Genomic DNA, 15,693 nt, shown 5'->3' with positions numbered 1-15,693 from the left:
AAACATTCACTTTTCTTCTAAATAGCTTGGATATCTGTTGACTTTATGGGTATATAATTCATCTTTCCATTCCATGCCTAATTGTTCTGTAATCCACTTTTCGTTAAATTTTTTCAATTTATCCTCCCATTGTTTTATATCCCCTTTAAAATTATTTGCATTTTTTTCAAGTTCTGCTTGATACCGAGTAAGTGTCTCTTTTTCTTCATTTAAATACTCTTTAGCATTAGAACCACAAGGCGTTATTGATCCTACTTCACAATTTCCTACAAAAACTTTTTGGTTGTTAGTTAACTCACCATCACCCGTTTTTATCTCTATAAACGCTAATCTACCATTCTCATCGATATAGGTAATATCAGGACGAGTTGTCGTCTCAATCAATTTTCCATTTTTTTCAATCTTGATTTTATAAGTTATTTCTTTCTTGCTCGGCGAAAAACCTTTCTGCTTTAAATCTTGTATAACTTCTGCACGTTTTCTGTTATGATGTTCTCTGGCTTTTCCAAGCTTACCAGTGTTAGTTTTTTTAGGCAGTTGAGCAATTTCTTCCTCAGCATGGGTAGCGTTTACTTCATTGCCAATTTTTCCGAGTGTTTGAGAAACTTCGCTACCTACTTTTGCAGCCGTTGTTTCAGCCTTAACAGCAAATTTGTTAAGAGCCTTTTCGGTCAGCTTGCCAATAAGCTTCACACCACCCTTGGCTAGCCCAGCACCTCCCGCCACTAGAGATGCTGCTTCAGTCAATAGTTTCCCAAGTTCAACTCCAGCATGAAACGATCCGCTAATTCCCGCTCTTTGATATTCCTCCTCTAAATAATTAATACGCTCTAGATAAGATTGCTTTATTGTTTCTGTAACATTTCCACTCGTTACTAGAGATTTAAGTGCTTCCAAAGTCTCTATGGGATGGCGCACCATTTGCCAAAAACCTTGAGCCGTCTCATATAATTCAGCGGGTGCACCAGCAACCACACCTACCGAAAAAAACACATCTTGTTGGTCATCAATCTCGAGCCATTTTTCTTCAACGTCTCTTCGGCACCACTTATCTGGACACTCCTCTAACTCCTTCTTCTTCTGTGCTTGTTGAGCGCTGCTGAGGTAGTTGTTTTCCGCGGCATTTCCTGCAGCATCGGCACCGCTATTCACATCACCACCAGCAAGACCCGCAGCAAAGCCTCCCGCAGCCCGTGCAACATTAATGGTGTTGTCTCTAAAGGAAGCAAATTCAGCATCAATCCTTGCCGTGATGCGGGCTTGTTCTTCAGGGGTTGGTGTGCGACCCTTCAGCTCCCCCATTTCCTCTTTTACAATGCCCTTCACCCACAGTTTAAACTGGAGCATTGCGGTGGCTTCGCCCACAGCGCCGCCCACGGCCCCAGAGGAGCAAACACCGTTTGCAATAGCGCCCTTTAAGCAACCAAGACCAGCATGGGCAACAATCTGAGTGACCGTGTCAATCTTTCCTTCAGCCTTGGCCGTGCCAATTTCTTCTGCCAATGTCTTGCCAACCGTATCAGACAGAGCAGTGCGCAGATTGGTAAAAAAGTTCTTCTCAAGAGAGCCACCTTCAAGAACCGTTTGCACACCCGCGCCAATGGAGGCTTTGATCAGGTTCTTTTCTGCTTCATGGGCAATCCGCTCTGCAAAAGGAGCCGTTTTGGGCAAAGATTGACCAACCCCTGCCATATCTGTCAATTGGCTGGTCAAACCCGCTGTCACCATCGAAGAGACAATGCTGAGGAGTGTCTTGGAAGAGCCAAGCTCATGCAATGCGGCGGCAATATCACCACGATTATTGACAAGCGCTACAGCGCTTTTATTGATCAGCGCTTGCACACCGGCTTGCATCGCCGCATTCATGGCGGTGTTAGAACCAACACCCAAAGCACTGGTCATGGCACCAGCAGCTGTGGAAGCAGCACCAGCTGTCACTGCTGTCACAACCAAGGCCACCAAAGCCGCACCAGCTTCTGTCAGACCTTGGGATTTATAATCCCAGTGTTTAAACTCAGCCTTAACTGCTTGCCAATCCACTTGTTTGGCTAAAAGGGGATCATCACGCAGTTGCTTAATCCATGCCATCCCCGGCGAGCGAGACAATTGTTCAAGGGATTTGTCTAAATCACCCGTTGCCTTATATTCGGCAACAATGCCATTGCCTGCTTCAATCTTAACACCACCCCCAGCTTCCATGGTGACATGTTTGATGATCTCCTCAAAGTAACCTTTGTCACTCTCACTCCACCAAACCAAATTTTCATTACGCTGATAAATCTCCTCAAAGTCTTGATCTTTGTTGGTCAGAAGCTTGATCTTACCCTTCTCTGCAACAAGATGCGTTTGACCACCACTGGACAACCCAGACGCAGCAAAGGTGAGGTCACCGTTTTGCGCAGAGATTGAGAGATTGCCACCAGCCTCTGCTGTGGTTTTGTTTGTGGTCACTTGTGTGGATTGTTGACGAAACTTATTCTTTTGCTTCGATTTATCACCTTCTTTGCCCCTAAGGTCTAAATCAAAACTGCTCAAATCTTGCACTGAAGTCATACTCAGAGCACCACCACTGTCAAAACGCGCATCGCCCTTTGCTTGAGCCTTCACCCCATCCATGGTGAGGTCGCCATTCGTAACAATGGTAAGATCATCTCCACTGTTGAGTTCACTCAACTGATGCGTCCTGCTTTGCGCATCATAATGGCCTTTTTCCAATGTCTGCTTGTGTTCACCCTCTAGCGCCAAGGCACTAAAGTTAGCAGAACCATCGACAATCATTGTCATCGGACCGCCACTGGTAAACTCCCCTCCTTCAACGCTCAAATCGCCAAGGCTGTGGATGTTTAAGTGATGATCAGAGAGGATTTGTCCCTTCTGCCCCGCCCGATCAACAAAACCATATTCATTATTCTCACGGATTTTAGCCGTTCCATTGGCTATGCTCTGAGCAGTAAGGGTGATGATATCACCATGAACAACACCGGAATAATTGGCTAAAAAATCATCACTGGTGAGCTCTAGAGACCCAGAAGCATCTAAAAATCCACCATCATTGAACAAACTTTTCTTGGTCGTGACATGCAATGCATCGTGACTGACTACAGCACCACTATTGGTAAGGCTGTTTGCATTGAAGCTGACCCCTTTTCCCTTTAGGCGAGCACTGGCAAGGTTTCCTTGTTGGGATCTTTGTGTTCCTTCAACACCCTGTGTAAGAGACGAGGTTGGCGCTAAATAAACCCGCGGTACCAAAACCTCTTGTCCATTCTTCTCAATTGTCTCAAGCCAGATGATATCCTTTTGCAATCCAGCAATCTGCTTTTGCGTTAAGGGTTTTCCTAGCTCTAACCCCAAGGGACCTTGCTGCTCGACAGCATTGTCATAAAGCCTTTGCATTTGGGCATTGGGATCTTCAACCTCAAGCAGAGTGTGATTGCCGGTCAACTCAAAGATTTGCTCCCCCACCAAGCGATATTCAAAATAAGCATCCCCTAGCCTTTTAAACGCTTGTTCAGGCTTATAATTGCCAATCTTTTTTAAGTAGTAGTCAGACCCTAAAAATTTGCTGGGATTAATAAAATCTGGGCGTGTTTCGACCACAAACGACACTTGCGGGGTTTGCGTGCCACTCAACTCTGTTTTGACAGAACGAAGCCCCTCTTGTGTAGGCACCTGTATGAATTGTGCTGCTGGTGTTTGCGGGCTTGGAACAAAAAGTGCTTTGTGCCCCGTCAAACCCTTGATAATGCCCTCCAACCGGTCCTTGCTGATCAGTTGTTTTGAACTATCAAAATCGGTATTTTTAACGCCAGCCAAACTTTTATCACCAGAGCTTAAACCAACTTGGCCTGCCCCCTCACGCACCGCATGATTGTTAAGAGTGCCTGTCACCTTTGCATCAAGAGTGCCACCTGCTTCTATCGTGCCGTAAAAAGTATCATAGGTGCGTGTATTTATGGCTGTATTCGTAATACTCCCTAAATCTGTGATACCGCCCCAAGAACAGCCCCCATTGGCAACAGTACAATGTTTGCGTCTGCGGTGTGTTGTTGTTACAATTTTGGTTGTTTCAATTAAATCATACCCTTCATTGAGCAGGCTATCACCCTGCATCGCAATATTGCCATTGGCGGCAATAAAACTATAGCTATTGCTGATATCACCAGCATGAACTGTTAAATGACGCCCTACCAAAATCTGTGCTGCGTTATTGGTAAAATGAGGCTGCTGACGAATAATGGTGGTCTTCACATCTTCCTTGATCTGGTGGTGCTTAACATTCGTTCCTTCCCAATGTCCTCGCTTGTAACTGTGACCAACCACCTTGTCAGTTACCTTAACCCCACCTTCACGCATATTGGTAAGTGAAGAGACATTAAAAATCATATCACCGGAGACGGCTTCTAAAAGCCCAGAACTGTTGATCACAGAACCAGCCCACTCTCCACTTAAACCACGCACAGTGAAACTGTCTTCGGCAATGACATCACCAAATTTATTGAGGAATGTTCCATCCAAGGAGAGTATTGCTGACTTATTGGCGTAAATCAGCCCACTATTGCTGATATCCCCTGTCACATTGAGGGTAACGCCATCACCACTCGAACCCATGCTACCAGCATTGCTCAAGGCAGCGACAGTTATAACAAAAGCACCACCACTTTTGAGAACCCCACCTTTCCCATTTAAAAGCAGACCACCCTGCTCCCATAACGGATCATGATTTTCTGCGACAAGCGTCAAGGAATCCTTGGCTAAAAGCTGACCGGAATTTGTTAAAGAACCAAGTTGTGCTTCAATAACACCACCCACCATGGTACCGGTATTGCTTAAAACACCATGGCTTTTGAGGGTAAGCGTGCCACCTTGGGCTTCCATATGCCCTGCTTGGTTTAGTGTCTTCGCTTTAAGGACAACAGCATAGGCAGCAACCTCACTTGGTTCTTCCATTGTTAATGTGCCATTACTGGAGAGCTCTATCCCCTTTTGCGAAACAATCCGTCCGCTCTGTAGCAGATCCTTTCCTGCTTCAAGAGTGATTGCACCATTGCTTGCAATCAAACCGCTATTGATCAGCGCACCATGGCTGGTCAGTTGAAGATCACCACTCTCACTTTCCACAATGCCAGCCTGCGCTATCCTGTCGGCAACAACACTGGTAGCACCTTGCGTAGAGATCAGACTGTCACGATTCTCAAAAGCACCAACATCTATCAGTAAACCACCACGTGCTAAGATGTAGGCTGCCTCCCCCTCATCGAGTCTAGCGCTCTGTTGCTCTTGCAATGTTGCATCTTGTCGGGATGGATCAGCTGATTTTGCACTTTTATTGGTTAAAGAAGTTGCGACAAGTTTCATCTTGCCGGTAAAGCTGTTCAAGACTCCCTCTTCATTAACCACATGCCCAGCACGTTCTCTCTTCAACCCACCAAGGGTGAGATCTTCTTCAGCAATTATCTTGCCATGCTTGTTGGTTAAAGCACCATCCACAGCAAGCGTTGTGGATTTTTTGCCATAGATCAGCCCACTATTGTTGACATCACCCTCCACATTGAGGGCAACACTCTCACCACTGGAGCCCATGCTACCGGCATTGGTTAAGTGTCCTGCTGATAAAACAAAAGCGCCACCACTTTGCAAAACGGCTTCAGAGGCATTTTTAACAAAGGCTTTTTGCGCCCCAGGCCCTTCCTTGGCACGGATCGTCAGTTGCATAGCATTGTGAGCAATCAACAAACCTTGATTGGTCAAAGCACCAGCATGGACATCAACGCTATCACCGCGCATTGTGCCGCTATTGATGACCCCATCACGCATTTGAAGGGTTAATGTGCCCTCTTGCGCTTCCATAACCCCCGCTTGGGTAAGAGCATCAACGTTCATAGCAATATCATGACTTAAAATTGCACTCTCTTGTCCGGTTGTCAGCATGCCGCCCGCTGTCAAGGAAACCTTCTGGAGACTGACAATCGCACCGGTGTGATTGAGAGCGTCATGGGCTTTAAGCGTGACCTCCCCATTAGACGAGACAGTCCCTTCTTGAAGAAGATCACCACTATGCGCATAAAGGTCAATTTTTTGCTCTGCTCCTAATTTGGCGCGAGAAGACAATTGTGCGGCTTCCATCAAAAGAAAACCGCCAGCACTATAATGACCACCCCCTACGCTGAGAGCCTCATCGGCTCTCAAGACAATAGTCCCGCTCGCACCAATATGGTTGTTGAAAGCATGGATGTGATTGCTTTTAATGGTCATATCACCAAGGGAAGAGATCCCTGTTTGCCCATTGTCTTTTATACGCGAAAAATCAATATTTGCTGCTTGGATCTCTAAAAGACCACCGGCGGCTATCCGTCCATTCCCCGCCTCAAGTCTTCCTGCCTTGAGGTGTAAAGAACCCGTCGCTGACTGTGTGCCATCATTGTCAATGCCACTCGCCAACAAAGTATCCGATTTAAGGGCAATAGTAGAAGCCTGCACATCAACAGCATCCTTTGCCGCAACGCGAGCATGCTCTGCCAGTTCAACATGCTTCGAAGCTTTTAGCTCAACCGCCTGTTCTGAAAAAACCAGATCTTTCACATGCACACTGTCATGATGAGAATGCGCTTTGACAGATCCTTTAGCACGTGCTTTGGCAAACACCAGCTTGCCATCACTGGTCAACTTCATGGCGCCGGCATTGGCTGCCATATTGCCCAGCATCTTGACGCCCGCACCTTTATCATTGGCAAGAACCCGGATCTGCCCCGCATACATGCCACCAAACGCGCTGGAATCGATTGCCAATTCCATCTCTTTGCCATCAGAACCAAGTGACGTTGCTTCTCGCTTCCCATAATCAAAATGATTATGCCCTGCTATAACCGCCAATTCCCCTTTGACTTGAATGGGTCCCTCTATACGGATCTTGCGCGAAACAAGATCAAAAATATCCAATGAACTTCCATCAACCCCATGCGCACCTATGGTGATGTTACCACCTTCAACACGCAAACCACTCAAAGAACCATCAGCCCCAATAATCGGCTGCCCAGTCGATAAGGTCACCCGTGGTGTGTTGATAAAACCGCAACCATTACAGGTCAGTCCATTGGGATTAGCGATAATCACATCTGCCGCTTGCCCATGAACTTCCGTCATCCCTTCAAGACGCGAGCGATTGGCGCTCACCACTTCATTGAGAATAACCTTTGCTGCCCCAACACCGCGTAAATTGCCGTTACCAGGCACCAATCCCCCAAGCTGTGAACGCGAAACCTCTTTGGTGGAATTGTTTAAAATCACACCATGGGCATCAACATTAAAAGTGTCATATTTATTATGAGAAAGACCGTGTCCATTGGGACGCGCAATATCAATCAGCGGCACACCATTGCCTGCTACGCCCACCGTTGGGCGGAAAACAGAGCCAACCCCATCAGCCGCTTTAATCCCTTGGTTCTCTTGCCCAACAGGGCCTTGCGTGCCAAGCGCTTGTGCTTGCAATAAAAATGGCTGAAAGGCCAAGCAAAAGCTTAAAACCAGAGAAAGCCCCTTGTGCGCCCCTTTCTGCAAAATACCAAGAGCATGCTGCCCGAGCTTGGCTTCATATCCCAATTTATGCTGTTGATCCTTCAATCCCCGCATCTTTCACTCCTCATCAAATCCTATCAATCTTTTTGTAAAAAAAGCCCCCAAAGGGTGTAAACAACAAAGCGATATCCTTTACCGCCCCTTCCTCTAAAACCTTAACAAAGCCCGTACTTGCAATACTCCACCCCTAGTCCCTTTCTCCAGCGGTGTCGACGCCTTCAAAAGATTGGAATAAGACAAATCAACATCCATCATCTCTCCAGCCGCATGAAAACCAAGCGTTGCGCCAACCAAGCGACCACCAAAACTGTTTTTGCTTGCATCATCGGCCACAGCCCCCAGATCAAGCGCCAAATAAGGGGAAAATTGGCTCATCAATTTACGACCTCTCTTGGAGGTAAAACCTGGCAATAACAGGGACAATTCATTGCGCCAAAACACTCCGTTATTGCCGTAATAAACCGCCTCACGCACCCCGCGTATAGAAGAGTTGCCGCCAAGCGATATTTGTTCTGAACCAAACAAACTATCGGGAGACCACTGCCCTGAAAACAGGCTATTGTAGCGAAAATGATATGAATGGAGTGAAAAAGGACGCACATAGCTCAAGGAAAAAGACCATTTTCTAAATTGCCCTTTGGGCGCATTGAGCGAGACATTTTCTTGCTCTTTATCATCATAGGCATCTAAGATCGCTAAACCTTTATGAAACCCTAGATGAACATTCAATTCTCCTCCAAGCCATTGGCGCATATGATCAAATGCAAAGGTCGCAATAGCCAATTTACGGCTCGATACATCAATCCTACTGCCCAGAATAAAATTATCGGCATATTTCCAGGTCAATCGTCCCGTAAGCCATGTCTTGCCCTCCTGATCACGGGCAATAACCCGCGAAATCCAAGGGGTAAGCGATAACGACTTGCCCGATGTTAAAATGTCAGAAAATATTCCTTTAACACTCGAATGATATTGGCTCCACGTGCCATCAAAACCCGCTGTCCAATAACCATAGGGAATGGAAAAGGAGCCCGTGACCGTATCACTGTTGGGACGCGCGTCTGTGAAATAATACACACCACCATCCATGGAGCGCTGATAGCTAAACGACCATTGATCATTGGAAGCTAATAAATCATCAAAAGAAAGGCTCAAGCGTGTTTGGTAGAGACCTGTTGCCTGAGCTCCAAGATTATCACTGGAAACTGTAAAACTCCAAGGTTTCTGTTTGACTATATGAAGATCAAGAATAGAATCACCAGAAACTTTTCCAGCTTCAAGATTAAGAGTGGCTTGACGAGAAAACAGCCGATTAATTTGATCAAGCCCTTGTTCTATCGCGCGTAAATTGGTCGGATGACCAATCAGATTTGGAAAAGCCGTGGCGATTTCGCCGCGATCTTTCCTCTCAACTTTATGACCATCCAGGGTGATATCCTCTACACGACCTTCAACAACAACAATTTTGAGATGACCACCCCTTAAATCTTGCTCAGGCAAATAAGCCCGCACCGCGATATAACCACGCTTGACATAAAGCATGGTTACCGCTTTGAGCACTTTGTTGATATCATCAATGCCTAAACAGTGCCCTTCCCAACGGGAAATGCTGCCATGAAGATCTCTATAAGAAATCAACCTAGCACCCATCAACGCAATATTTTTGATCATAAAACAGGTTTTTGATCTCGAAGCATTATCGGAGGTGCTTTCCTCATCATCCTCAAAAAATACTTCAGGCTTTCTTGTCCTTTTGTGCCATTCCTGAAAACGTCGCTGTTGCGTTTGTTGACGTTGAATAGTCTCTGATTGATGGATCACTTGATCCCGTATATTTTCTGCAAAACCCGGCAATGCGATAACACTTAAAACCATGGCAAGCACAAAACAACAAAATAACCGGATCATTAATTTTTTACACTCAACAGGAAGGGCAAAACAATACACCTTATGCTTCCTTAAGAAAGAAAAACAAAATGCATAACATTGTTGTAATGTTCTGAAGAAAACAATTCTTTGAAGAGGAAGGGAAAAAACATAAACTGTACTGTCTGCCCCCGCTTTATTGGCTATAAAAACTATCTTATCTCCCCCCATGAAGACTTTCATCTCTCTATTAAAGTGCAAGAACGCACTTGTACAAATTTACCAAGGTAGAGTGTGTAAACCTATTCAGAGAATAAAAAAAGACTTTAATCCATTCATAACAGTTTAATAAACAATATTATTCATTTTAATCGTTTAACTGTTACATCTGAGAGACAGCAACTATAGATGAGCTATAGCAAGTAGCTATAGTTTTATTATCATCGGATCAATTAAACATCATGACCAAAGCTTATAGCCTATCAAAGCAAAAAAAATCATGATGGGATTCCAGATGCGGGTTTAAAGAAATTTCAATATAAGGCTCTAAATCTTCTTATCCTAATGAGAACATCACTAAAGAAGATATCTTTTATTATGTTTACGGGCTCTTGCATTCAGAAGATTATCGTGCTTGTTATGCTGATAATCTCTCTAAAGAGCTCCCTCGCATCCCTTGTGTAAAGAGTGCTGAAGATTTCTGGGAATTTGTTAATGCTGGTCGTGAATTAGAAAATTTACACGTTAATTATAAAACCATAGAACCTTATCTCGTGACCTTTAAAAAAGGCAATCCAAAACTGACAGATATCAAGAACCCCGAAAAGTTTTATTACGTTACAGAAATGAAATTCGCTGGCAATAGCAAGGAAAAGAATAAAACCACTGTTATTTACAATAGCAATATCACAATAACAGATATTCCTCTTAAAGCTTATGACTATATCGTAAATGGTAAACCCGCTCTTGAATGGGTTATGGGGCGTCAATGTGTAAAAACTGATAAAAAGAGTGGCATTGTTAATGATACCAATCGCTATGCACTTGAGACCGTTGGCAACCCTGCTTATCCATTGAAATTGTTCCAAAGGGTTATTACGGTAAGTTTAGAAACAATGAAGATTGTTAAAAACCTACCAAATTTGGAATTAAGAGAAACTGAATAGACTTAAGACTTATGAAGCATGCCTATCATATGAACATGCCAATCTCATAAGGGGTATAGATCTTATAACCATAATCTATACCCCTCTTGTTATGTTGCTTATGTACAATCTTAAAGGAAAATTCTTTACCATGCGCTATTCTAAAAAGAGAAGCCTTGCACTTTTAGATACTCTCATTTGGATTGCTTTAAGGCTTTTAAGAAATCCTATCTTAAATAGAATGAGATTTTTTACATTGCCTTTAAAAGATTAACTCGCAATCTCAAATGATGCCTTTCATATCTTGCAAAAGCTCTCTTTAAAAAGAAGAATGAATGCTTCTATTCGTTACTCTTTTAATGACTTATTTTTGTAAAAATAAATCACACTCCCCCCAAAAACCTATAATATTGATTGTATTTACACACTATATTGTCAATTATCGTCAACTATGAGTTGTTTATTGAAAATTGATAAATTTTAACATATTGAAATATAACACTTTTTATTTTTTGCTAAATTTTTTTAAAATGAGCTAAAAAAACACCCCAAAACCTATTAAATTAATAGCTATAAAAGCCTTGATAGCATTTCTCATAATCACAAGCTGTCTTTTGAAAGGCTTTAAACGATCATATGCCCTCTCATAAAACATGATTTAAACACGCACTCTAATCATAAATGCTGTCAGTTCAATTTTTTGACAGATACTGACAAAACAGACACAACTCATGTCATTAATTGTCTATCTTACTCCCATTGCTTTTATACGTGATGGCTTTTATACGTGATGTTTCAAAATTTTGAAAAATACTAAAATATTGAAATATGATGTTTTTTTAAATGAGGGGATAAAATGACTGACATGACTGACATGACTGACATGACTGACATGACTGACATGACTGACAAGAAACAAAAGCCCCTTAAAAGGTATTTTGATAATGCTATAAGAATTCAATAGGTATCTATATATCTTTTTATAACAAATCAAAACCGCATGATTATATTTACCCTTTGTTTTATAAAAATGATGCGATGGCTATAGATAATGAATCAAAAGCTTTGGTTATAAAAATGCGATCTCTATTAAGGCTGTTTAAATTACCAACCTCTTATAAAAAAATCACAAAAATATTCACAAGTTATCTCATAAAAATAATGATGCTTTATAAATTTAAAAATACGCATCATAAAAGCGATTTTAGTTATTATGATGTTTAAAAGAGAAAAATAACGCAATTATGTAATATAGATTCAAATATAGGAAATAAAACGTAAAATATTCATAAGCATATGATGCATATTTATACACAATGGCATAAAAAATAATTACAAAAAATACAAAAAAGAATAAAATGTGATTGATAATAAATACGTATTTTGTTATATAAATACTTAAGTGTTTCAAACACTAAACCGTTAGTAGATAGGTTACGAGATAGCCTCTCCCATGTCTTTAAAATACTGGCTGTCTTTTATGCTCTTGTTAGTATATGAAGATTCTGTCAGGTGTGTTTACACCATACAATACCCTTATTAGGGAAAAGTGTAAGCAACGGACTTACTGCCGTGTTTTTCAACACCCGATGCCCTTATAGGGTTGTTAATGAAAAACATCTAATCAGTAAGGATTTAATGATGAAATCTACAGTTAAAAACACCCTGTTATCGCTTCCAATGCAAATGACACTACATCCCTTGCAAAACAAGAGCCTGTAAAAAATATGAATTTATTGATGATTGTGAATTAATAGATGATCATTATTTATACAGTATTAGAGCTTTAAGAGATTTTGGTGATGTTAAAAAAGGTGATCTAGGGGGGGGTATATCGAAAAGGAAAGCAACCTATCACACGAAGGCAATTTTGGATTTATGATGATGCTGCGTTTTTTTTGATGCCAAGCTTTATGAGAATGCTAAAATTTATCAAGAATTTAAAGTTTTTAGACAAGCCAAGGTTTATGGAAATGCTTTAGTCACTGGCAAGGCATGGTTTTTGGGTAATGATGCTTGCATTTATGATCATGCAAAAATCTATGATGATACAAAAATCGCTGGTCAAGTTTTTGGTAATGCCGTGGTTTGTAATAAAGCTATTATTACTGATGGTGCTAAAATTTATGAAAATGCTAGGGTTTATGATGATGCCCATTTTGGTGGCAATGCAAAAATAAAGGGCCCTGCTTATATTTGTGATGCTCTTATCTCAGGCAATTCTTATATTCATAGCAATGCTTCTTTAACTGCTAATGAAGATATCTGTGATGATGCATATCCCGAATTTGGTAGCGAAGATGATTACTATCGTCACGAATATTATGATGATTATGGTTATGATGATGATTACGAATATGATTGCAATTCTGAAGATGCAAATCAAGCAGCATAAATAACACCGCGGGCACAGCGGGGCGCACCTTCTTAAGAACATTCCATTCAAAATTTATTAGATATTTAGATTGGGTTTTCTCATAATTAGTACAGTTGTAACTAAAAAATATGAAATCACAAATGAAATCAAAGAAATTTACCAAAATAAGGATGGTAAATTTGTGCCTATAAATCTTTATCGCATTAAAGCTTTAAGGGATTTTGATGATGTAAAGGCTGGTCAATTGGGTGGTTTTATCGAAAATGAAAGCAACCTCTCTCATGAGGGTGATTGTTGGGCTTATGATGATGCGTGGGTTGCTGACAATGCGTTGTGTCTGAAAATGCAAAACTTCGTAATGAAGCCGTTGTTGCTAAACACGCTAAAGCTTATGGGAATGCTGTTATTAGTGATCACGCTAAAGTTTATGGTCATGATACCCATGTTTATGGCAATACCCATATTTACGATCATGCTAGTATCTCAGGGAATATGTGGTTTCGTGACAAGGGCTGGATTTATGGCAAGTGCGTGGTTAGTGATAATGCCAAGGTTTGTGGTCAAGTTTGTGACAATGCCGTGGTTTGTGGAAAAGCCTTTATTACTATAGAGGCAAAAATATATGACAATGCAAAGGTTTTGCATAGTGCTTATGTGAATGGCTCTGTTTATGGCAATGCAAAAGTATCGGGCTCTGCTTATGTAAGTGAGGGTGCTCATATCTTTGAAAATGCTAGAGTTTATGGAAAAGCGCTCATTGAAAAAAATATCAAGATTTATGGCAATGCAAAAATATTTGGAAATGCATATGTTCGTAATGAAGTGAGTGATGATGTTATAATCAATAGTTGTGAAAAGATTGTAGAGAAAGTAGCATAAATAATGGCGCGGGGGATGCCTACTTTCGAAATTCTTTCATTTCAAATCTATGGTTCTATAAGGATTGTTTCTATGCAAAAGAAATTTGCATTCATAAATGAAACGCGTCTCTTTGCTAATCACATACTTTATCGCATTAAAGCTTTAAGAGACTTTTCTGATGTAAAGACTGATCAATTGGGTGGTTTTATCGAAAATGAAAGCAACTTATCCCATGAGGGCAATTTCTGTGTTTATGGCGATGCTCTGGTTTTAAACTCCGGTCGTGTTTCTGAGAAGGTAGGGTCTATCATAACGCTATTATCGCTGATTTATGTCTATGGTAATGCAAAAATTTATGATCACGCCCGTGTTATCAATCATGTCCATATTTGTGAAAATGCTAATGGTCACGGCATTGTTGTCATTCTTGAGAAAGTTGGTAACAATATTGATACAAGGTCTTATATCAAACTGCTTTCCAATAATGAAATAAAAATCTTCTGGCTCCGTAATAAAGCCTTTTTAAACCTTTAAGGTGCGGCGGTCATTTCCTCTTTCTAACATTTTCCATGCAAATTATTTCACAATAGAGATTGTGAGGGGTCTTATGATGTCTAAAAAATACAAATTAACCAATGAAATAAAACAATTGAAAGATAAAATTACACAAAAAATAACAACGCTTTATCGCATTCGGGTTTTAAAAAGCTTTTCTGATGCCAAGGCTGGTCAATTCGGCGGTTTTATTGAAAAGGAAGAAAATCTCTCTCATAATGGTCTTTGCTGGGTTTATGATAATGCATGGGTTTATGGTTATGCCCGTGTCTATGAGAATGCAAAAATACGAGGCAATACGCAAGTTTGTGGTCATGTCTATGGCAATGCTCAGGTGCATGATAAGGTGTTCATTTCTTAATATGAATTTGTTTATGACAATGCGCATGTGGCTAACTATGTTTATGGCAAGGCTCGTGTCTATAGCAATAGCCGCATTTCGATTGAAGCCCATATTTATGGCAACGCGCATCTTGCTCATAATAGTTATCTTTTTGAATATGCAAGGCTTTATGGCAACGCTAGGGTGTTAGGCTCTGCTTGTCTCTTTAGTTATGCGCATGTTTATGGCTATGCTGTTGTTAATAGCCGTGCAAAAATTTATGGCAAGGTTTATGGAAAATCTCAGGTTACTCATACTGTCAAGGTCTTTGGTCATGTTTGTGGTCGTGCAAAACTCAATCGAAAAAGTGAGATAAGAGAGGTTCCAAAAAATAAGGAGGTTAATAAGAGCGATATTCTTATAGAGATTATTGATACTGAAGAATAAATAACAAATGCGGAGGGGATTGGTTTAATACCATCTTAAAAGACAAGAGTGCAAAAAAGAAAGCCGTACCAATTTTACAAACGCAGCTTTCATATCTCTCATATGTTGAATCAATAACCCATAAGGATTCATAAGCACATGTATACAAAACGTATTACATTGCAAGCTCTCTAGTCTATTTATAAAAACTTATCCAAAATAATATAAAAGAATGATTATGAAAGCGTTCTTTTAGATCATCGCATTTGAATGAAAAAACCTATTAGCTCTGTGATGGTTATAAACTCTCTTTTTGAAACCTATTCATAACAATGCCCTCATATTTGAGGCGGTCAATTTAAAATAAAGCACCTTCTCAAAACGCTTCTTTAAAAAGTATTAAAATATTAAGCTCATTTTTGAGGTGACTAAAATTACACAATCCAATTTTAATTCTTACTTTTAAACCGTAATTATCAAAACAGTTTTTGATATGTGTTTTACGTTATATCATTAAAAGCATATCGATTTCATAAGAGATAACATGATAGCCATCTACTGTTTTC

5 protein-coding genes and 2 pseudogenes are annotated in these 15,693 nt (G+C 40.9%); 5 read left to right on the top strand and 2 right to left on the bottom strand.

Annotated elements, in window-relative coordinates:
* Window positions 1-6: 6 nt before the first annotated feature.
* Window positions 7-7,629 carry a two-partner secretion domain-containing protein gene (locus tag NMK50_RS04170; protein ID WP_254770980.1) on the bottom strand — a complete coding sequence of 2,541 codons (7,623 nt, stop codon included), beginning with the start codon at window positions 7,627-7,629 and terminating at the stop codon, window positions 7-9.
* Between the two features lie 93 nt (window positions 7,630-7,722).
* A complete protein-coding gene (locus NMK50_RS04165; protein ID WP_254771170.1) occupies window positions 7,723-9,483 on the bottom strand; it encodes a ShlB/FhaC/HecB family hemolysin secretion/activation protein in 1,761 nt (586 codons plus the stop codon).
* Between the two features lie 506 nt (window positions 9,484-9,989).
* Between NMK50_RS04165 and NMK50_RS04160 the strand changes: the two are divergent.
* The 5 genes and pseudogenes from NMK50_RS04160 to NMK50_RS04140 all read left to right on the top strand — a co-directional run.
* Window positions 9,990-10,607 (top strand): annotated as a pseudogene (locus NMK50_RS04160) (type ISP restriction/modification enzyme); the annotation flags it as partial.
* Between the two features lie 1,981 nt (window positions 10,608-12,588).
* A complete protein-coding gene (locus NMK50_RS04155; protein ID WP_254770979.1) occupies window positions 12,589-12,981 on the top strand; it encodes a hypothetical protein in 393 nt (130 codons plus the stop codon).
* Window positions 12,982-13,296: 315 nt separating this feature from the next.
* Window positions 13,297-13,842, top strand: a complete 546-nt coding sequence (locus NMK50_RS04150; RefSeq protein ID WP_254770978.1) for a hypothetical protein — start codon at window positions 13,297-13,299, stop codon at window positions 13,840-13,842.
* A gap of 72 nt (window positions 13,843-13,914) precedes the next feature.
* Window positions 13,915-14,358, top strand: coding sequence for a hypothetical protein (locus tag NMK50_RS04145; protein ID WP_254770977.1), 444 nt, complete (start codon window positions 13,915-13,917; stop codon window positions 14,356-14,358).
* Window positions 14,359-14,434: 76 nt separating this feature from the next.
* Window positions 14,435-15,148, top strand: a pseudogene (locus tag NMK50_RS04140) (hypothetical protein).
* Window positions 15,149-15,693: the final 545 nt, after the last annotated feature.

Source organism: Bartonella harrusi (assembly GCF_024297065.1).
GTDB classification, from domain to species: Bacteria; Pseudomonadota; Alphaproteobacteria; order Rhizobiales; family Rhizobiaceae; genus Bartonella; species Bartonella harrusi.
Note: the sequence above shows the minus strand (reverse complement) of the source record. Positions and strands in the feature narration are given on the sequence as shown.